This is a genomic window from Fontibacillus forbon (assembly GCF_046559655.1).
GTDB lineage: Bacteria > Bacillota > Bacilli > Paenibacillales > Paenibacillaceae > Fontibacillus.
This window is the reverse complement of record NZ_JBKGFV010000001.1, coordinates 87,447-107,506: the sequence shown is the minus strand read 5'-3', so window position 1 is coordinate 107,506 and position 20,060 is coordinate 87,447. Positions and strand designations below refer to the sequence as shown.

Genomic DNA, 20,060 nt, shown 5'->3' with positions numbered 1-20,060 from the left:
CGCATATCCAATGCTATAATGCAGGGATCAATTCATATATACCGCCTTGCCGGTACGTGCCGATTCATAGATGGCCTCCAATATTTCGGAAACGACGCAAGCCTGCTCCGGGGTCACCACCGGCTCCAGATCTTGATCCACGGCTTCAATCCATCGTTTCATTTCCACATCGGCTGCGTTTTCGGCATTTCCGTCATAAAAAGCTACTCCGCCTGCACCAAGTTCAATTTCTTTGGTATACAAACGGCTGAATTCTTCCCCATTGATGCGAAGCCCATTCTTCATGTCCGCTCCGGCTTCCGTGCCGCTAAGGCTGCATTTGGCTTCGTCCACCTCTAGCGAATTGATCGCCCAACTGGATTCTAGCATAATGGTTGCCCCATCTTCCATAACAATCATACCAAACGCAGAATCCTCAACCGTAAACTTTTCAGGATCCCATGGGCCCCAGGCGTTTGCCGCATTTTCTCTCCGGGAGAGCTCATGGTATTTCGTTCCCAATACTACCTTCGGTTTGTAATTGTCCATCATCCAAAGCGTCAGGTCGAGCGCATGCGTACCGATATCGATGAGCGGTCCCCCGCCCTGTTTATCTCCATCCAAAAATACGCCCCATGTCGGAACGGCTCTTCTGCGGATCGCATGGGCTTTGGCAAAATAAATGCGTCCCAGCTGCCCTTCCTGACACACCTTCTTCAAGTACATGCTATCTTCACGGAACCGGTTGTTATAGCCGATCGTCAGTTTCTTTCCCGTACGCTTTGCCGCTTCAACCATTCTCCGGGCATCCGCCGCCGTCTTGGCCATCGGCTTTTCGCACATCACGTGTTTGCCCGCTTCAAGCGAGGCTATGGAGATTTCGGCATGGGCATCGTTTGGCGTAAGCACATGCACGATATCCAGCGAGCCGTCCTGCAATAGCTCCCGGTAGTCGCTGTAAACCTTGGCTCCCTCGGCGCCGTATTTGGCCTCGGCTTCTTCAGCCCGTTCGGGGATAATGTCGCAAAAAGCAACCAACTCCACATTGTCCAATTTGCTCAGGCTGGGCAAATGCTTGCCGTTCGCGATGCCGCCGCAACCGATAATTCCTATACGATAGATTTTACTCATGTTCATTTCACCTCATAATTAGATTTGAATTCTTTAGCCTTACGATAAGCCGAAGGGGTCATTCCGAACCGTTTGCGAAACACTTGATGCAGATAAGTCGCATTGGAAAACCCTTCGGCTACGGCGATGGTTTCAATGGACGAAGCGCTCTCTTCGAGTTTACGGCAAACGGCATGCAATCTGATATCTTCCAGCACTTTGCTGAATGGCATTTCGGCATTGACGTTTCTGAAAATCCGCTGCAGCTGTCTTGGACTTATATTCAGCTTCTCAGCAACATTATCCAGCGTCAGGCTTGCCGAATGATTGGCTTCCATGTACTGAACGGCATATTGATAACGGTAAGCAAGCATGTCTCTAATCGGCGCTTCAGTACTTATTTCACCAGAGTCGTAGGCTCTAACCGCTTTTAACAAAATACCGATAACCAATTGTTTGATCGAGGTGTAGAATCCCCGATACTTTCCTTCGCAGACCTCATAAGCTTCCAGGAAACAGTGCATGGCCCGATGGCTGTCCAGCGTCGGTTTTGGCGGCAAGCTGCGCAGCTTTTCCACGCATTCCTCGGCTTCGGCGGCCTCCCAGGGATCGGCTTCAGGGTTGGATTTGGCGACGATATCCACATGCAGGCACAATTCGTACATGGCCTCCTCGGGGGAGGCTTCCTGATAATGCATGACCCCGGGACCGGTCAAGTAAAACATGCCTTCGGATAACGCATAAGGGCGGTCTTCAAGAATGACGGACCCTTTTCCTTTCGGAATGAAATGGAATTCAAACTCCGCATGGTTATGAAAATCGATGATCCTGCCGGGCTCAAACGAAGTCAAATGAAACCTTAACACGCGAATCTCGTAATTTCCCCAAGCAATAACGATATCCAGCCGCTCCAGCATATCCTGTTTTTCGAACATGACTTCAAAAGGAAAAGCATTCAACTTCAGGCTGCCGTCCATGACTTATCGGCCCGGTTCATGCGGCCGGATCACGCGGCCTTCTTTGGCCGAGAGATTTGCCGCCTCCATTAAGCGCGTAAGCTCGACCGCCATGCCGACATTCTCCTCAGCCAAGGTATCGTTCCGAATGTGACGAACCCATTGGTCAAAGGCGCTTTCACGGTTGTCCGGAACGGCCAGCTCGGTCCAGTCGCCGCCCTTGTCGGCCGCTAGATTGGACCGGAGCAGCAATTTGTTTTCGGGCGTGCCGTACAGTAAGGTCCCTTCCGTTCCATGAACCTCGACCGTAAACGGAGAGTGGCTGTTCACGAAGCCCGCCTCGACCACGCCGATGGCGCCGGACCCCGTAAATAGCGTCACCACGGCGTTATCTTCGACCTCTTTCCCGGTGACATAGCCGAAGTTGGCGCTCACTCCGGTCACTTCCTGTCCAAGGAACAGCCGGGTCAGATACATCGGATGGCAGCCCAGATCGATCAGCGCGCCTCCTCCGCATTGCTCCGCATCATAAAAATGCTCGGGAAGCCAGCCGGCAATGGCACCGTTATGGGATAGCCGTACCCGAACATAAGTAACTGCGCCGAGCAAGCCTTGGCTTAGAACGTCTTGAATAGCGAGCGTATATCCGTCATTCAGCCGAGGCAGGGACACGGTCAATTTCACGCCGCTTTTGGCCACTTCGCCTAGAATTGCTTGAACTTCCTGCAACGTCGGAGCGATCACTTTTTCCGTGAAAATATGTTTACCGGCCCGCGCCGCCGCGATGATCACTTCCTTATGCCTGTTCGTCGGCGCATCCACGATGACCGCGTCCACCTCGGGCCGGGCAAGCATCTCGGACAATGCCTCATAGTAAGGTACTCCCAGTTCTTCAGCCGCTTGCTTTCCGCGTTCGGAATGCTCATCCCATACCGCCGAGATTTCGGTGTCCGGATGGCCTTGAGCTTGACGGGTATAATCCCAGGCATGGACGTGCCAATAACTGGCCTTGCCGATACGAAGTTTCAATGAAATCCCTCCAGTTTCATATATAATATCCTGACATCTATGTATTAAGGTATCACAAAAGAATGCATTTTTTTAGTAGAAGTATGCGACAGAAATATATAAAATTACGACGCCGTCAGTTTAACCCCTAATTCCGCAAATATGACAAAACAGTAAAACGGCTAATGGAATATTCCACTAGCCGAATTGCCTTATTACGGATGCAGTTTAACGAACCGCTGCTTTTTATTAATCTAACCGGCCGCCTTCTGAATATTTAAAGCCTTCTTATTCGAATTTCCGGATCGGATGTTGCCGTTAATAATCCCGCCCAAAATAACGATTACTCCAACCCACTGCGGCAAGCTTATCGGTTCAGCCAGCACCAAAGAGGACATGGTAACGACCACCGGCAGTTCGGACGCCGTCAGTATGGTTCCCAACCCGGAACCAACATGCGGCATTCCAATGGAAAACAAAAGGGGCGGAAGGACAACCCCGAATATACCCAATACCAATCCATAAGGCATCACCCCCATCAATACCTCCAAATCAAACAAAAACGCGGGAGGGAATGCGATAAATACGGTTATTACTCCCCCCGTGGAAAGAAGGGCGCTTTTTAACATGGGAGGGGTTTCTTTTTCGACAAAACCGCTTAAAAAAACGAACGTGGAAAAGGATAATGCAGCAAGCAATCCCCAAAGGCTTCCCTGCCAAGACAACGTCATGCGTTCCTGGAATAGCAGATTAGCTGCCAAAACAGATCCGATTAGCAGCAATCCTATGGAGATAAGCTTACTCCTTGTCGGTTTTTTCTTATGGAACGCCCACTCCAATAGAGCCCCGATCCAAACGAATTGGAACAAAAAAACAATGGCTAGCGAAGCGTTTAGGGTTTGTAAGGCTTGATAGTAAAATATGCCCGTTAACCCGAACGGAATCCCCGACAGAATAAGCTTCGAGATTTGCAAACGCGTTAATTTTTGTTTCTTGGTAAATAAAACTGCAAGCCAAGCAAGTACGACTCCGAAAAAATACTGTCCTCCAGTTACTGCCGACACTGTAAAACCAGCCGCATACGCCAATTTAACAAATGTAGACAATATGCCATAACAACATCCTCCTAAAAAAACAATCAACGCATAGTGCCAGAATTTCATGATAGTCCTCCTTTTTTGAATGCAAAAAAACCACACAAATAGCCGGCAAGGCTTTTGTGTGGCGAAAATAGAGATTGCTCTCCAGAAAAGTCCACATTCCAAATCGGTTTTAGTATTCCGTTCCGAAAAACAGTATAAAAGTACGCTTTAGTCGTTGTCAAGCAATTTGTATCATCCTCTTGTGCAGCTGCGATGGTTAACGACCGTACCTTTCCATGAATGAAACCTGCGGTTCCTGATTTCGTTATCGATAGAAGTCGGTCAGATCTTCGAATAGCCGTTTGATAATTTCAAGCTCGGTTTCGCTATATTTCTCCAAAAACCCGTTCATTCTTTGCTGTTCCTTCGTATGGAGCTCGTCATGAGCAGCAAACAGCTTTTTCCCGGCAGGCGTAAGCCGAAAGTACACTTCCTTTTTGTTGTCGTTGAGCTGGGCCTTTCGAACCCAACCTGCCTCAAGTAACTTTTTGGCGATCTTGGAGGTGTTCCCTTTGCTTAAATTCAACCTTTCCGCGATGGAAGTGAGATTGATCGGCTCTTGCTCTCCGATGCACGCAATGGTGTGCAGCTCCGTCATGTTCAAGCTGAAGTCCGCATCTACATGCTTTCGGATATCCTCAAGGTAAGTTGATGTTATCCGGGTTTCATATTGCTCTTTTTGCTGAAGAAACCGAATGAAAAATTCATGTATGGCGGCTTTGTTTCGGTTGGAAGTACCCATGGTTCCGCTGGCTCCTCGACTCATTTTTAACATTATATCATAAATTATTTCCCTAGAAACATTAGCGAACGATCGGGCCGTTAGTTGACACAATAAAGAGTGGACAGTACAATTAATATTGTTTCATATGAAACTATATTAATTGTTAAAATAATAGCTTTCTATGATTTTTAAGTCCAATAAATTTATTCTTATGAAACTATAAAAATTCAAGGAGGTTATTTGTTTTCTAAGAAACATTTATCCGCGACTGAAAGAAGATTCATAAATACGGCAGCGGGCCCTATTTGCCTATAGCGAAAGGAAAATCCGCCGGGCGAAACAACAACTCAAGTCAGTTACTTTACTTGGAAGGCAGGAATGCGAATGAACGCGGAATCCCTAATCAAAGAGCGCAGAAGCGTACGGAAGTTCGCCGATCAAGCTGTACCGGATCATTTGATGCATGAGTTATTTAATCGGGCGGCGGTTTCGTGCGACCCGCAAATGCTGCAATCCATGCGGCTTATTTTGGCCCTGCAAAGCGAATCCAAGCATCGCTTGTCGCGTTACATGCTGGACTCCTTTACTGCTACCCGAATGGGAAAACTCATTCCCCGTTCCGTGAAAGAGACGATGGCCAAGTTTTTTTCCGAGGTACCCGGTCTCTTGGTCGTAGTAGTGGATGATCATGATTCGCCGCAACAGAAGGATATGCAGTATGCGAATGCTTGCTTTTTCCTGCAAAACTTGCAGCTTTTGGCCTGGGAGAAAGGCATCGGCATGTTTTGGCGTTCGGATGAAATATTGTATAACAAACCTTTCTTCGAACAACTCGGCATCTCGGACCGTGAGCGATTGGCCGGTATTTTGCCCTTCGGTTTCATCGAAAAAACGCCTCGCCCCAGAAAGCGTACGCCAGCCTCCAAGAAGTGGCTGTGCTGGCCGCAAATCTGATTTCTTTGGTTTCAGAAGGGAGGAGAAGAATACCGTGTCTATAACGAGTTTATTGGAGAAAAGTTACCGATGCCGACCGGGTCGTTTTGAACGAGAAAAAGTTGAGCCCGAATTAATTCTGCAACTGTTGGAAACAGCCGTATGGGCACCGAATGATGGCTTGAGAGAGCCTTGGCGGTTTCTGTTCATGACAGGTGAACAAAGGAGAGAAGCGCTGCCGCTCCATCGCGAGGCACCGGCCCATCTTGTCGTCATTGCGGATGCAGTAGGCGATGCGCACAAGCAAGAGGAGGATTTGGCCGCCGTATTCTGCTTGATTCAAAATATGAGATTGCTTGGTTTGGAACACAACATCGGCATGTTAATTTGCATGGATGATTGGATACACGATTCCCCGTTGCGCCAAAGATTAGGCATCCGGGATCATGAACGAATCGCTGCAATTCTGGATATCGGTTATACGGAAATCGGAGACACAGCCAAAGAAATTCAAACCTCTAGTCTTCGTATTAGCGAATGTTGATAGACAAGCGAATTGGGCGGCTTCAATTCATATCTAGGTATGGAAAGTGCGCGAACCCCGATATCTCGGGCGCAGTACCCCTCCCCGTTGCTCGTCGAATACGCTATTGTAGCTCCAATTGAAGACTTTTTAAGCACTTATTAGCACTTATTGAGCGCTCATTGAGTACTTATTGAGCGCTCATTGAGATCTTCACTACTGAAGCCCACTCATGAGAAATAATGCAATAATACAGCAATTTGGGGCGATTCATCATACCCCAGCAAAAATCCTGCAAATATGCATCTTTTTCGCTCAATAGTGCCGCTTATCCATACATGCCAACAAAATATAGTGCACTTTTGCAGCAATTCGCTTTATTTCCCTATTTTCTAGTTAAAAAAATTGTATTATTGCAGCAATATGCTGAGTCTAGGTCGAGACTGAACTATTTAACAAAATGCATGCTTGAGTTTATTATCCAACGCAAGCGATTTCCCGGCAATACTGCCGATCATTCTTCTGCAATGAAAGATAACCGTTACGCGAAACGGTTGGTGCGGATAGATAAATGAACCCTGCGCAATTCTGCGCAGGGTTCATTTGGTTATGTTTTACTTCGTGACAGTAATCAATTTCTGTCCCGGCTTTGAAGGGGGGACATCGCCGAGAGTAACTAACTCCCGTATAAAATATCTTCGGCTGCAGTAGCGACGAGAATGCCGTTATTGAACGAGAAGGAAGCAAGCAAGCGATCCGATGGGGGTGCTCGCTTGTCGTCGCGATCGGTTATAGAAGATTCTGTTGCAGCATGTCGATCAACGCCGCCGCTTCTTGCCTAAGAAGGGGGGCCTGCGGTTTATAATCTAATTTCCCGTCGCTAGCCTCGACTTCGGGACCGTAAAGTCCCCGGCTGACCACGTACTGAACGCCTTCCGAAGCCCACGGAGCGACCGGCCCCTTCAAGTCGGCTTGCTCGGGCGGGGCGTCCAAGGCGAATTTGGCCAGACGCCAGATGTAGGTCGCTGCCTCTTCGCGCCGGATCGGCTCATCCGGTCCGAAGAACCCGTCCGGCCGCCCAAGGGCCACGCCGAATTCCGCCGCCGTCTGGATGGCCGTTTCGTAAGGACTGCCCGCGGTATCCTTGAAGACGGAAGCGCGAGTCGAGAACGGGAAGCCCGTCAGCGGAATCAACGCCGCGAGAAATTCCCCTCGCGTCATCGGCTTGCCGGGCTCGAATACTTCCGAGCTTCCTTCCATGACCCCCATCTGAACCATCTTGTAAATAGGAGCGGCGAAGGGGTGATCCTCAGGAACGTCGCTAAACAGGGGAGGATCGGGTAGCTTCTCGGCCCAGCCGTCCGTCAGATTATAGGAGAAGTAGGCGATACGGCCCTCGGCATCCAGCTTGAAGCCCGCCGGCATCCCTTCTTCGTCATAGAACAGCAACTCCCCCGCTTGCCGCAAGGCGTGCTTGCCGAACACGTCCTTCACGATCAGCCTCCCGTCCTCCGCTGTAATGTCGTAAAGCAGCGCGGGAGTGCGGAGATGCCGGTACAATCCCTCGAATGCTTGCAATTGCCGGTCGCTTGGCAAAAGCTCGACGAAGGCTGGACCGGATCCTTTTTTCGGAAAGTACCGGTTCATAAACTGCTCGAAGAACGGGTTGCGCAAATTGCCTTTGTCGCTGTTCAAGGCCAGGAATACCCCCGTGTCTTCGTCCGGCATCAGCCACAGGTTGGAGTGGAATCCGGACAGGTCGCCTCCCTTTTCCACAACCCGGTATCCGTTATAATATTGCGGATAGTTCGACTCCAGGCCGTAGCCGACGCCCGGCACCTCCGGCTGAATGCTCACTTGATTCCGCTCCATCTCTTTCACGGACTCCTCGTTCAGGATGCGGGACTCGCCTCTCTGTCCGGAATTCAGCATGGCGTCGAGGAACTTGGCCATATCCGCGCCGGTGGAGAACAAGCCGCCACCCGGCGAATTATCCGGGACATTCGGACTTTGCCCGATAGGCTCAAGCGCACTGTTGTAAGGTGTGGCCAGGTTCTTTTTGACGTCGTCATTTAGGATGAAGCTGCTTCTCAACATCCCGAGCGGTTCGAAAATTTCTTTGCTCATGTAATCCTCGAAAGAAAGACCGGACACCTTCTCGATAACGTATCCTTGTAGGGCAAACGCGAAATTGTCGTAGCGGTATGCTTCCCCGGGCTTCTTGACGACCGTCGGCATATTATCTTTGACAAAATCAGAGAGTGCATAAGGGCTGCGGGTTACCGCATAATCCCCACTGTCAAAGCCGCTGGTATGGGTCAATAGATGCTTTAAGGTCAGCGGGGAGCCCGTCTCATTGGGAATCGTCAGGTCAGGGAGGTAAGTTTGAACATTCGCGTTCAGATCCACTTTTCCCGCTTCGGCCAGCTGCATGATGCCTACGGCCGTGAACAGTTTGGAGACGGAAGCCACCCTGAACAGCGTCTTTTCCGCGTCCACCGGTTTACGGGCTTCCGCATCCGCATAGCCGTAACCTTGATTCAGAAGCACCCGTCCGTCTTGGACGACGACGACAATCGCCCCCGCAAGTTGATCCCGGACCTCCTCCTGTTGAAAGAAGCCCTCTGCGAAAGCCCCAACGCTCTCGGCGCTTAATGGAGAGGCTTGTGCGGCCGCCCTCTGCTGGCCGGTCAGTCCCGAAGCCGAGAAGGCCAGCAGAACTGCGAGCACCAGCATGAATCTTTTTTTCATGTGCTTCATCCTCCGTCCGTTTTGAAATATTAGGAAAAAACGTTACTCCGTCATTAATCCGTAAACCGATATTCGATTGACTCTGCGAGACACCGACAGCGAGATCGCGTAAGAGGCCAGGAGAAGAAAGACGCAAAGTCCCAGGAGCAGCATCGGCCGCACGGCGAACTCCGTGTGCGAGATGCCTGAGCCGGATAACAGCAGAGCAAGCAGCGAATTCATATACAATCCGCCTAGCGCCCCTCCCGTGATCAAGCCGGCTGCCACGACCGGGACGAGCCCCAGCGCGATCTGCATCTGCAGTTGAAATGACGTATACCCGATCGCCTTCAGGATGCCGAATTCCTTCTTGCGCCTGACGATGGCGGTCTCGATAACGAGATACTGAATGAATCCCACGACAAGGACGGTAATGGCCAAGATGGCGACCATGACGGCGCGCACCGCCGACACATACACCTTCGACGTCTCTTCGATCGACTTGGGAACATCCGTCAAGGCCTGAATCCGGCTCCCGAACTTAGCCTGCGCGTCCCGTATAAAGTCGGAATCGGAAATGCCGTTCAAGTAAACGTTGATGGACATCCCCCGCTTTCCCGGGAGCAGCCGATGCACTCCGTCCATCGTTAACGAGGCCCCTCTGCTCCCCGCGTTCAACGATTGTTTAAGGCCCGTGATCAGGTAGAAATGCTCCGCATATCCCAGCCGGACCTTTATCGTGTCTCCGACGGACTTGCCCAACAGCCGTGCCAGACCGCCCGTTACGACGATCTCGTTGTCATGCTTCGGATATCGCCCCTTGTAGACCGTCTTTGTATTCAACTGGCTGAAATCATCGGAATATTCGGTCTCTATTAAACGGCCATCGATCGTCGTCTTCAAGAAATCCTGAATGATGGCGGCCTTGACGCCATTCATCGTCTTCACGTCATCCAGCAGTGCGTCACTGTCCTGGCCCATTGCCACTATGATGCCGACGTTGGGCGTCTCGGCGCCTACCAACTCAAAGAATGCCTTCTTGTCCCCGGCAATGTTGGAATACAACACGATCGAGAAGACCGAAGCGAAGGTGGTGACGGCAACGATGGCGACAATCATCAGGCTCTGCCGCGAATTCGCGAGCGTCGCCTTGAGCGCAAGGATAAGCTGAAGGCCTCCTTTCGCTTTGTCCAACGGAAGCCGGTTGCGCTTGAAGTTGTGGTTGACAAAGCCGCCTCGCAACGCGTCGATCGGCTGGAGATTGGGGATGCGGCGCGAAGCCAGCAGCGATACGGCCAGAACAAGGACGACGAGCGCGAAACCGCTCATCGCGTTGATTGCGATGTCGGGCCGCATCGTCTTAAGCAGCCCCGTCAATGAGGCGGCGATCCCTTCGAACGAAGCGACGCCTGCATAAGAAGCCGCAATGCCGGCCACGATGCCCGGAACGGCGATCATCAGGAATTGGAGAGTGTACGAAAGTCGGATTTGGCGGCTTGTATAGCCGATCGCCTTCAAGATGCCGATGCGGACCATCCCGTCTTCAATGCCGTTGGAAATCTGAAACTGGATCATGATGAGAGAGACGGTTACGATGATGGCCGCGAACGCCACAAAGATCATCGCCACGAGATTGACGGTCAACGTCGAGCTCTGCGCCTCCTCCAGATCCCCGCTCCAGAAGCTGGTGTCGATGGACTCGTTCGACTCCGGGAATTCCAGACTATAGTCACGCATCAGCGAACCAGCCGGTTGTCCTTCCCGAAAGACGGCGGAGAGGAATACGCCCTGGTAGCTCTCCCCCAGATCTTCGGATAACTGCCGGTAGGACGCTTCGGGCAAATAGAATTTGAGCAAGGCCAGCGCTCGGGTTCCCGTCAGGGTCGTCTCGAAGAAGCCCGCGATCCGGTAGGAATAACTCTTGTCGCCGACCTTGAAGGAGAACTCGTCCCCCAGCCGATAACCGCCGCTCGCCTTCAGGAAGTAAGGGACGTAGATGCCTTTTTCCCCATAGGCAGCTGACTGCTCAAGCGGCATCAGCGGGGCAATGTTGCGGCCGGTATCGGCATTCATCAGCGCGAGGCGGATGCTGTTCTCGTTTCGAATATTCCTGTCGTACTGGACGGAGGCCTTGGGCAGAAGAATAATCTTTTCCGCCTCGGCCGCCTCAACGCCCGGATAGGATTTGACGTATGCTTCGTATTCGGGTTTGAATGTCCGGGCGCTCATCGCGAAGGCGACCCGGGCGTCGTGCAATTCTACGGCTTTGTCATTATAAAGAGAATACATCGCCGTCAAAATCGTGAATCCGCTGTTCAGCAGCGAAGCAGCGATAAAAAGGAGGGCGAACAGGGAGAACGCGGCCCCCTTCCCCTTCCGCAAATGGGCGAAGGTCAGCTTCAGGATGCTCATGCTACCACCCCATCCCGTCCAGGAAGACGCCCAACTGCGCATGACGGTCCGGGTCGCCCTCCTCCTCGAACTCTCCCAAGTCCAACTCGCCGCGGATCGTGCCGTCCCGTAAGAATAATATCCGGTTGCCTCGAAGCGCCGTCTTCAAATCGTGCGTCACCATCACGATGCTCTGCCCGCTTCGGTTGACGCTTGTCATCATATCGAGAACGCTCTCGCTTGAAGCGGAGTTAAGCGCTCCTGTAGGCTCATCCGCGAACAAGATTCGAGGATCGTTGACCATCGCCCGGACGACGCCCGCCCGCTGCGCTTCTCCTCCGGACAGCTGGGATGGGAACTTTCCCCAGAGCTCCTCCTTCAATCCCGCCTGCTTCAGCAACTTCTTCGCTTTCTCGGCGACCGCGCTCTTATTGCGGCTGACGAGAAGGCCCCCGGCCAGCAGGTTGTCCATCACGCTCATATTGTCGAGAAGATGAATCTGCTGAAACACGAAGCCGCAATGATTGCGCCGGAACACGGCCAATTGGTCGTTGCTCAGGCCTGAGAGCGGCCGCCCTTCAAAGGTGATCTCTCCGAGGGAGGGCCGATCCATGCCGGAAAGCGCGTAAAGCAGCGTCGACTTGCCGGAACCCGAGCTGCCCATGATGACCGTAAAGTCTCCTTCCAGAAGCCGGATGTCCACGTTCTTGAGCACATGCTGCTGAACGCCGCCGTTCGAGAACGTCTTGCATAGCTTCTCCGCACTAAGAATCGTTTTTTTCATGTTGCTACCATACCTCCGTCGAGTTGTCCCTTACAGCTTCATCATACAAGATCAGTTCTTAACAAAGCTTTGCCGAAATCTTAACCAATTCTTAATCCTGCACAAGCCGGATGAAGAGAATGACTGAGAAACCGTCATGACGGTTCCGGCATTCGATACCGCCCTGCATGCGATCCATGAGGTGGCTGGAGATATATAGCCCGAGGCCCGCTCCGGATCTTTCGGCCGCATTACGGCCTCGATAATATTTATTGAACAGCAAAGGAAGCTCCTCATCGCCGACGCCTTCGCCGTAATCCATAATTTCGATACGCAAATAATCCTCGGTCAGAGAGGCCGAGGCCGTAACGGGAGTTCCCGCATACTTGTAGACATTGCTTATCACGTTGTCGAATACCTGTTGCAGCCTCGTCCGGTCGACATAAAGGAGACATTCGGGAATCGGGCCGCAATCGATCCGGTTGTCGAAGTCCGCCTGCTCGATCATCCTCCGGAGCATGACGCTGGACTCCTCGGCCGGCTTCACCTGAAGCTCCCTCAATTCCTCCATAGTCGCTTGAAACATGTCCGCGACGAGCCGATGAATTTGATCGGCCTTGGCTTGGATCATGCCAAACTGCCTAAGTTCCTTCTCGTCCTTGGCTCTCAGCATCAGCAACTCGGTCAGGGCCTGGATGGACGCAACCGGCGTCTTGATGTCGTGGCTTAGGCTCGCCACAAGCTCTTTCTTGCTGCGATTCGCTTCATACTCGCTTTGTTTCGCCGCGGCCAACTCCTCGCGCAGGATATCGAAGCTTTCGGTGAAGGCGCCGAAAGGATTGTTCTTGTCCATCGGGAGAGGAAAATCGAGATTCCCCCGAGCCACGTTCCTGGCAAACAGCTGTAATCGCCGAAACGGCCGCAGTATGGACCGGTTCAACATGATCAAGTAGAGCGCGCCGCCTCCCGCCAGCAAGGCGTTCGACACCGTGATGATCGCGGCCAGCTGTCTTCGGTTTCTGCGTTCCTTCTCCAATCCGTCATTCTCGATGACAAGCTTACCGACGACAGAGCCCCCGACCGTCACATCCAGGATCGCATCCCGGTCCCGGATGGCGTCGCCAAGCGAAGCAAACCGCCCTCCGGAAGTTTGATAACGAAGGCTCCCCTCATGGTCCAGTACGGCAAACGGTCCTTTGGAATCACGGTAATCTCCCTGATCGGGCTGGTCCCAATTTTTCTCCACTGTCTTCAGGATATCGTTCGCCATGACCATATCCAGCCTCGAGTCCGTCCCTGTTCGGATCGTATGTACCGAAAGCGCGATGCTCACGGCCAGAACGGCAAGCAACGCCAAAATCATCCCTTTGTATCTCACCGATTTCCGTCCTCCAGCACATAGCCCGTTCCCCAGACGGTCCTGATATGCTCCGGCTGGTTCGGGTCGACTTCGATCTTCTCCCGCAAGTGACGTATATGCACGTTTAAAGTGCCGTCCCCGACGAAGGCGTCCTCCCATACGTTGGCAAACAGCTCCTTCTTGGACACGACGCGGTTGCTGTTCTGCGCCAGATAGCAGAGCAGCTTGAACTCCATCGTCTTGAGTTTCACGTCGACTCCGTCCACGCGGACTCGGGACATCATCAGATCGATTTGCACCCGTCCGAACTTCAACAGTTCCGTATTTTCCCGTCCCGCATGCCTCTTAAGCACGGCCTTCACTTTCGCCAGTAGAACGGCAAGCGAATAGGGCTTCTGAATATAATCGTCTCCGCCGATGTTCAGCGCGATTAAAATATCGTCTTCGCTTGAGCGGGCACTGATAAACAGAATCGGTATTTGCGTCGTCCGCCGCAGCTTCTTGCACAACTCGAAGCCCGAAGTCTGCCCGAGATTGATATCAAGAAGAATCAGGGACGTCTCGTTCTGACGCAGAAAAAGCTCGCAGTCCTCTGCGCTGACGGCATAAGCGGATGTGACCCCGAACATGTTGAAGTACTCGCAAGTCGTCTCCGCGAGAATGCTCTCGTCGTCCACAATCAAACAATCATAGATCATATGGTTTCTCCTAAATTTATCCTCGAATCTCTCGTCTTTCCTCTCTTAAAAGTACCATATCCCGGTTCGGATGAAAAACAAAAAACGGAACAAGTTCTTGTCCTCAGACTTGGAATGAACTTGTTCCATACAGCAAAAATCCAACCCATTCAGTTATAAGAATTATTCGAGGTTCAACTCCGAGTGCAAATCATTACCCGTCTGTGTTCGATAAGCTCCGAAATCATCAAACTCTTCGCCTTTCCATATCCAATACGCCTGGTTTTTGCTGCCATAGCGATTAAAGTCGACTTTATTCCCTTCATTTTGGGTGAACTCGTTTGTAATCAATAGTCCATCTTCATTCGCTTGGATGTCGTTGTTGCTCAATTCATTGTTCCTTGTATCGAAGGCCAGATTGATTTCACCGTAACCAAGATGCATGGAGTTATTTTCAGTCAACTTATTTTCTTTAATGATACAGTTTTCCGTCCTTCCGCGATCTTCGTCATAGCCGCCAAGCGTAATGCCTGCCGCCCGATTGTTATGGACGCGGTTGAGCGATACCTCCACATGGGAAGTTGCACCGCCGGCATGCTCACTTGCCAATTCAATTCCAAAATCATTATGGTGTACTTCATTGTCCGTGATTTTTACAGCTTTGCCTCCATCCACGTATATGCCGGCGGCTGAGTAATCTTTCCCGTAGGCGGGATTGCCGAAAGAGGAAATATTATATACCTGATTTTCTTGTATCACACCGTTTCGTGCCTGATCATGAGAAGGGTTGGGGGCGATACCTTCAAATCCGATGATGTCGATCCCTATATTGTTGTTATCATGCACGATGTTCCGCATAATACGAAAGCCGTCTACGTTTCCATTGACCGCCATCGCTTCGCTGGCTCCCAGCTTCAGGTTATACAACTCATTTTGGATAATAGCAAGCTGCTTCAATGATGTTGCCGAGTCGCCGTAAACTGCAATGCCATGAGCATTACCGCCCCCTGCCCTCTGGCCCGCGTTCGTCCCCATATCGTGAATGGTATTCCCTATAATTCCAATATTACTGCCGCTACCGCTCACATGAATGCCAATGGGCGTAACGTCGGCGGATTTTGTGTAAAAATGGCGTATTTCGAGGCCTACCACTCGTACATAGCTGGCATTGTCGATGCCGATGACGCCATTTTCAACTTGCTTTACGCCCTTGCCGTCCATGATTGCCGTTTGTCCCTCTGCATTGCGCAAAGTTATATAGCCCTGATCTGACGATCCTGATTTATTGATGCTAACGGTTTGGTGATATACTCCTTCAAGAAGGAATACGGTGCCGCCCGGCTTGACCAATTCTATGGCTTTCTGAATGCTGGCGATCGGCGCTTCCATAGTCCCGGGGTTCGTATCTTTACCTTGCGGTGAGACATAGTAATCCCTTGTCGTTGTTTCTCCCGCCGTTTCCGTATCCAATATCCCGGACGAACGGGTTGCCGACAGCTTCACCACAGAAGCTATTGAGTCGTTAGAATTTTTTTTGGCACTGAAGTAAGCAGTACTTACTGACAACAGTATGAGGAAACAAGCCCAGAGAATAATCAATTTCATTTTTTTGCTAATGATACCCACATCCAATATTAATTTTTTCCTAAGTATAGCAGATACGGCCTCATCAGCGCCCGCTTCTCTATTCGAGACGCATAACTCCGGCTTATGCATATTTGCGATTTCGCGTTGGGTCAATTCTTCTCCCCATGGGCGGAAAGTTTATGTACTTTCGGGCATTCAGAAATTGTTGAGATGATGTGCTACCGGAAAAAAGCAAAAAAAAAAGGGCTTCAACCCTTTTTTCGCTCCTGCGCTATTGCAAAAACTTAACGGGATTACCGTAACCTCGTTAAATCTCCCGAATGAAATTCAATACGTTTCGTACCGGTATTCGCTTTATAAATTTTCCCAACGGGAGCTGATAAACAAAGCATAAATGCGTCTCCAGACAATTTTCAGCATCATGTATACCGGAATAACTACCAGCATCCCGATAATGCCAAACCAATTTCCGCTTCCCAAAACAAGGAGGATCGTCGTCACCGGATGGATGTCCAGTTTCTTTCCGAAAACATACGGTGAGATCACGTTATCCTGAATTTGCTGCGCCACTAAAATTATAACTAGTGCCCATATGCCGGTAGATGGAGACTGGATCAAACCTATAATCACAATCGGAACAGATGAAATAATAGCGCCAAACATGGGGATAAAGTTGAGTATAACCGCAATCAAAGTCAATAAAAGGGCGTAAGGAAGTCCTATTATAATAAAACCGATAAACATAAGAATTCCTAATGCTAAATTGACAATGACCCTCCCGGTAATATAATCATTTAGAGCTTTGTCCATATCTCTGGTTACGCGATACACAGTTCTCCGGTATCGAATAGGAAAAAGCTTGGCTAAACCTCGCTTGAAGCGATGCCCCTCCTTCAGCATGTAATAAAGCAAAATCGGAAAAGTAAACAAAACGATAGCAAATTGGGAAAGAAAAGAAATAAAACTGGATAAATAATTACTTAAAAAGGCGATTCCTTTGCTTAAATAATCAGTCAGATTAGCAAGCAAGTTCGAATCGGACGGAAGGATCTTCGAGAGAAATGAATCCTCCCCCAGATTTTCAATTTGAACATCAAGCTTAACCAAAAAGTTCGGAATGTTTTGCACCAAATTAAACAACTGATCGCGAAGGAGCGGCCAGACCCCTGCAATAAACCCAATAGTCAATATCACCAAGACAACATAGAGTAGAAGGATCGCAATAGACCGTTTAATTTTATATCGTTCCATGTAAGCAACTACTGGCCGAAGCAAATAATAAAAGAAGCCTGCAAGCAGCAAAGGGATCAAAATCGCGCCTATAACTGCTTGCATCGGCAAGAAAAAGGGTTTTACCAGTGAAAACAAATAGACGATGGCCAGCACAATCAGAACAAACTTCCCGCCGCGGGTCCATTTATCCAGCAAGTTCATCTTCATTCACACCTAACTTCAAAATTTGTACTGCCAAATATTATAGTATAAACCTTACTGCTTATAAAGGTTGGCTGCCCCTTTGACCGACATGGAAAAGTAACTCATCTCACTTGGTGAGGCGGGTTTTGGTTCCGGTTCTCCCCTCCTTTTCGCTAAGGAACCCTCCAGACCTTCATCCGAGCAGTCCCGTCGATATCTTCCCTCTTCCAGCTTCATGTCGATAAAATCGACGACCTGCTGCAGCGAGGCGATTTGGCTGATAATATTCTCTCGGTGGCTCTTTAAGAGTTCCACCAGTTCGGGATATTCCGCAGGATCGGTTTCGGCGGAGACCCCCAAAAAAGGCCGCATTTCCTCCAGCGGCATCCCCGTTTTTTTCAGGCATGCAATCAGCCGGATCGTATCGATGTTCTCCTGCCGGTAGATGCGGTGCCCGTTGTCCTTCCGCTCCGCACGGGGCAAGAGCGCGATCTTTTCGTAATAACGGATCGTATCCTCAGTAATTCCGGTTTGCTCGGCGGTTTGTTTTATCGTAAAGGTTCGCTCTTCCCCCATCTTGTACCCTCCGTAGATTGTGTTTTGTGCATTTACATCTTGGAGCTGGCTCCAAGTCAAGTCTCTTGTTCTTAGGAAAAACTTTGTTTTTACGCCTTGACTTGGAGTCGACTTCAAGTTATAGAATTTGCGCTATCAAAACAATATTCCATTAGCATGAGGAGATGCACAATGATCAAGAACCCGACCTCATCCTCCGCGCAAAAATTTACTCCCTGCCTCATTGCAATATTAATTTCGCCTGTTGCAGTATTTCGGAAATGATATCCTCTACCTTTTGACGATCTGTAAGCATTCTAGTACCCTGTCCTGCCCACAATGACATATATTCCGCATTACCTTGTTCGGAAGCGGCATTCCGAATATCTCGCGTTATTGTGTTTTGAGTTGGGAATGGAAGCGGCTCAACGCTATTCATGTCCCAATGTTTAATAAACTTATTGACTATTCCTCTTGCAGGACGTCCCGAAAATACCTTGGTGATTACCGTGCTTTCTTCCGTGCTTTTCATTAGTGCATCCTTATAGGCTTCATGAGCTCCGGATTCAAAAGACGTTAAGAATCGTGTTCCCATCTGTACCCCTTGAGCGCCAAGGGCAAGAGCAGCTACGAGTCCTCGACCATCCATAATGCCGCCAGCTGCAATAACAGGAATCTTAACTTGATCCACAATTTGAGGCACCAAGGCCATAACACCTATATTAGCACCCATTGAATGCTTCGAGATGTCGAAAGTGCCTCGATGCCCCCCGGCTTCACTGCCTTGCGCAACAATCGCATCACAACCAGCCTGTTCGGCTAAGATAGCTTCATTTACAGTCGTTACCATAGACACGATTCGGATCCCTGACGATTTTGCTTGCTGTAAAAGGTTATCTGGGAGTAACCCGAAAGCCGTACTAATTACCGGAACCTTTTCTTCAAGTAAGACTGCAAACTGCTCCTCAAAATGGTTCGGGGTATTCACATCTTCATCTGAAGCTTGCATAATCCCTAACTCTTCGCGTATCTTGTTAAGTTCATTTTGGGCCTCTTTTATCCTGGAGTTATCTTCGACGAATGAAGTTGAGAAAAGATTAACGCCAAATGGAAATGGGGTTAATTTTCTGATTTCTTGGATCGCTTCTCGTATGGCTTTAGGACTCATATATGCAGCCCCTAGTATCCCAAGTCCTCCAGCATTAGATACAGCTGCCGCCAATTGTACTCCCGGCACGCCAGCCATTCCCGCGAGTAGAATTGGATAACGGATATTAAAGATTCGGCATATTTCTGTGCTCAAATGAATGCTCATCTTCTACTTGATCCCCTTGCTTCTTTTTTCGTTGTCTCATTAATTCATCAAGAATTTGAAATAGACTTTGGTATCTAGATAAAGTGAATGTATCCTCAACTTCTATACCTGATTTATAAAATACTATATCGCCCGTGCCTTGGTTACACTGTTCGTTAGATTCTAGTATTCTCTTCAAATTTTTTGCAGTTCCGATACTCCCTGAAACAAAATTTACATCTTTGGGAAATATCCTCTTCAAACTTCCCTCAAAATAAGGGAAGTGAGTGCATCCCAGCACTAGCGTACCGTATTGGCTTAAATCAAGTGGGGATAAATTCTTTTGAATCAAATCAAGATATTTCTTCTCCTTTAAGGTTAGAGCTGTGGCCAATACTAAAACCCTCTTCTGCTTTCCTGCACATTTTTCAATCGCGGGTTTAACGGCCGGCTCCATACCTAGTATAGGAAAGTTATACTTTTCTCGAAGCTCCTCGATAACTATGCTAGTAGCAGTATTACAAGCAACAAACAAAGCCTTAACATTTTGATTGGCTATAAAATCTACAGCATTTATAACGTACTCTCTTACTTCTTCCTTCGTTTTTTCTCCATAAGGAACATGTAACGTGTCTGCGTAAAAGAGAAAATCTTCTTTAGGCATGAATCTTAATGCTTGATGGAGTACAGTTAAACCACCTATCCCGGAATCAAAAAATCCTATTCTCATAATTCCACTCTTCTCATGGACTGTATAATAAGTTTTTAGTTAATTTTATCACTTTACTTGTTTGAAAACTATTCTGCCCTTTAGTTAAACGACAGACAATAAATACAGTCCGACGCTAGTACAGGCTAAAAAATCATTGCATAGAAACAAAAGGCCGGCAATCATGGTGAATGAAAACTTCA

The 20,060-nt window shown here is 49.5% G+C and carries 17 protein-coding genes; 2 read left to right on the top strand and 15 right to left on the bottom strand.

What is annotated here, in order from left to right:
* Positions 1-27: 27 nt before the first annotated feature.
* The 5 genes from ACLB09_RS00415 to ACLB09_RS00395 all read right to left on the bottom strand — a co-directional run bounded on the left by ACLB09_RS00415 (position 28) and on the right by ACLB09_RS00395 (position 4,937).
* Positions 28-1,110 (bottom strand): Gfo/Idh/MocA family protein, encoded by a 1,083-nt coding sequence (locus ACLB09_RS00415; RefSeq protein ID WP_410767772.1) that lies wholly within the window; start codon positions 1,108-1,110, stop codon positions 28-30.
* A gap of 2 nt (positions 1,111-1,112) precedes the next feature.
* Positions 1,113-2,066, bottom strand: a complete 954-nt coding sequence (locus ACLB09_RS00410; RefSeq protein WP_410767771.1) for a helix-turn-helix domain-containing protein — start codon at positions 2,064-2,066, stop codon at positions 1,113-1,115.
* A gap of 3 nt (positions 2,067-2,069) precedes the next feature.
* A complete protein-coding gene (locus ACLB09_RS00405; RefSeq protein ID WP_410767770.1) occupies positions 2,070-3,074 on the bottom strand; it encodes a Gfo/Idh/MocA family protein in 1,005 nt (334 codons plus the stop codon).
* A 233-nt stretch (positions 3,075-3,307) separates the two neighbouring features.
* A complete protein-coding gene (locus ACLB09_RS00400) occupies positions 3,308-4,216 on the bottom strand; it encodes an EamA family transporter (RefSeq protein WP_410768963.1) in 909 nt (302 codons plus the stop codon).
* 244 nt (positions 4,217-4,460) lie between these two features.
* Positions 4,461-4,937, bottom strand: coding sequence for a MarR family transcriptional regulator (locus tag ACLB09_RS00395; RefSeq protein WP_410767769.1), 477 nt, complete (start codon positions 4,935-4,937; stop codon positions 4,461-4,463).
* Positions 4,938-5,303: 366 nt separating this feature from the next.
* On the opposite strand from ACLB09_RS00395, the gene ACLB09_RS00390 reads away from it, so the two are divergent.
* Together ACLB09_RS00390 and ACLB09_RS00385 are read left to right on the top strand one after the other, a co-directional pair.
* Positions 5,304-5,873, top strand: coding sequence for a nitroreductase family protein (locus tag ACLB09_RS00390; RefSeq protein WP_410767768.1), 570 nt, complete (start codon positions 5,304-5,306; stop codon positions 5,871-5,873).
* A 34-nt stretch (positions 5,874-5,907) separates the two neighbouring features.
* A complete protein-coding gene (locus tag ACLB09_RS00385; RefSeq protein WP_410767767.1) occupies positions 5,908-6,396 on the top strand; it encodes a nitroreductase family protein in 489 nt (162 codons plus the stop codon).
* A 768-nt stretch (positions 6,397-7,164) separates the two neighbouring features.
* On the opposite strand, the gene ACLB09_RS00380 is transcribed toward ACLB09_RS00385, so the two are convergent.
* From ACLB09_RS00380 to murI, 10 genes are all read right to left on the bottom strand, one after another.
* Positions 7,165-9,126 carry a serine hydrolase gene (locus ACLB09_RS00380; RefSeq protein ID WP_410767766.1) on the bottom strand — a complete coding sequence of 654 codons (1,962 nt, stop codon included), beginning with the start codon at positions 9,124-9,126 and terminating at the stop codon, positions 7,165-7,167.
* Positions 9,127-9,168: 42 nt separating this feature from the next.
* A complete protein-coding gene (locus ACLB09_RS00375) occupies positions 9,169-11,517 on the bottom strand; it encodes an ABC transporter permease (protein WP_410767765.1) in 2,349 nt (782 codons plus the stop codon).
* A 1-nt stretch (position 11,518) separates the two neighbouring features.
* Complete coding sequence (locus ACLB09_RS00370; RefSeq protein WP_410767764.1) at positions 11,519-12,280, bottom strand: ABC transporter ATP-binding protein; 762 nt, start codon at positions 12,278-12,280, stop codon at positions 11,519-11,521.
* Between the two features lie 91 nt (positions 12,281-12,371).
* Positions 12,372-13,637 carry a HAMP domain-containing sensor histidine kinase gene (locus tag ACLB09_RS00365; protein WP_410767763.1) on the bottom strand — a complete coding sequence of 422 codons (1,266 nt, stop codon included), beginning with the start codon at positions 13,635-13,637 and terminating at the stop codon, positions 12,372-12,374.
* Positions 13,634-14,317, bottom strand: a complete 684-nt coding sequence (locus ACLB09_RS00360; RefSeq protein WP_410767762.1) for a response regulator transcription factor — start codon at positions 14,315-14,317, stop codon at positions 13,634-13,636. Before ACLB09_RS00360 ends, ACLB09_RS00365 begins: the two co-directional genes overlap by 4 nt.
* Before the next feature lie 162 nt (positions 14,318-14,479).
* On the bottom strand, positions 14,480-16,036 hold the full coding sequence (locus tag ACLB09_RS00355; RefSeq protein WP_410767761.1) for a right-handed parallel beta-helix repeat-containing protein: 1,557 nt from the start codon (positions 16,034-16,036) through the stop codon (positions 14,480-14,482).
* A 201-nt stretch (positions 16,037-16,237) separates the two neighbouring features.
* On the bottom strand, positions 16,238-17,317 hold the full coding sequence (locus ACLB09_RS00350; RefSeq protein ID WP_410767760.1) for an AI-2E family transporter: 1,080 nt from the start codon (positions 17,315-17,317) through the stop codon (positions 16,238-16,240).
* Between the two features lie 54 nt (positions 17,318-17,371).
* Positions 17,372-17,875, bottom strand: coding sequence for a MerR family transcriptional regulator (locus tag ACLB09_RS00345; protein WP_410767759.1), 504 nt, complete (start codon positions 17,873-17,875; stop codon positions 17,372-17,374).
* A 220-nt stretch (positions 17,876-18,095) separates the two neighbouring features.
* Positions 18,096-19,169 (bottom strand): NAD(P)H-dependent flavin oxidoreductase, encoded by a 1,074-nt coding sequence (locus ACLB09_RS00340; RefSeq protein WP_410767758.1) that lies wholly within the window; start codon positions 19,167-19,169, stop codon positions 18,096-18,098.
* On the bottom strand, positions 19,129-19,878 hold the full coding sequence (gene murI, locus ACLB09_RS00335) for a glutamate racemase (RefSeq protein WP_410767757.1): 750 nt from the start codon (positions 19,876-19,878) through the stop codon (positions 19,129-19,131). Before murI ends, ACLB09_RS00340 begins: the two co-directional genes overlap by 41 nt.
* Positions 19,879-20,060 lie beyond the last annotated feature (182 nt).

Bases quoted from the DNA above. Each gene is read 5' to 3' on its own strand.
- ACLB09_RS00390 (WP_410767768.1), top strand. From the start codon at position 5,304: ATGAACGCGGAATCCCTAATCAAAGAGCGCAGAAGCGTACGGAAGTTC.
- ACLB09_RS00360 (WP_410767762.1), bottom strand. From the start codon at position 14,317: ATGATCTATGATTGTTTGATTGTGGACGACGAGAGCATTCTCGCGGAG.
- ACLB09_RS00380 (WP_410767766.1), bottom strand. From the start codon at position 9,126: ATGAAAAAAAGATTCATGCTGGTGCTCGCAGTTCTGCTGGCCTTCTCG.
- ACLB09_RS00340 (WP_410767758.1), bottom strand. From the start codon at position 19,169: ATGAGCATTCATTTGAGCACAGAAATATGCCGAATCTTTAATATCCGT.
- ACLB09_RS00395 (WP_410767769.1), bottom strand. From the start codon at position 4,937: ATGGGTACTTCCAACCGAAACAAAGCCGCCATACATGAATTTTTCATT.
- murI (WP_410767757.1), bottom strand. From the start codon at position 19,878: ATGAGAATAGGATTTTTTGATTCCGGGATAGGTGGTTTAACTGTACTC.
- ACLB09_RS00350 (WP_410767760.1), bottom strand. From the start codon at position 17,317: ATGAACTTGCTGGATAAATGGACCCGCGGCGGGAAGTTTGTTCTGATT.
- ACLB09_RS00375 (WP_410767765.1), bottom strand. From the start codon at position 11,517: ATGAGCATCCTGAAGCTGACCTTCGCCCATTTGCGGAAGGGGAAGGGG.
- ACLB09_RS00345 (WP_410767759.1), bottom strand. From the start codon at position 17,875: ATGGGGGAAGAGCGAACCTTTACGATAAAACAAACCGCCGAGCAAACC.
- ACLB09_RS00370 (WP_410767764.1), bottom strand. From the start codon at position 12,280: ATGAAAAAAACGATTCTTAGTGCGGAGAAGCTATGCAAGACGTTCTCG.
- ACLB09_RS00410 (WP_410767771.1), bottom strand. From the start codon at position 2,066: ATGGACGGCAGCCTGAAGTTGAATGCTTTTCCTTTTGAAGTCATGTTC.
- ACLB09_RS00400 (WP_410768963.1), bottom strand. From the start codon at position 4,216: ATGAAATTCTGGCACTATGCGTTGATTGTTTTTTTAGGAGGATGTTGT.
- ACLB09_RS00415 (WP_410767772.1), bottom strand. From the start codon at position 1,110: ATGAGTAAAATCTATCGTATAGGAATTATCGGTTGCGGCGGCATCGCG.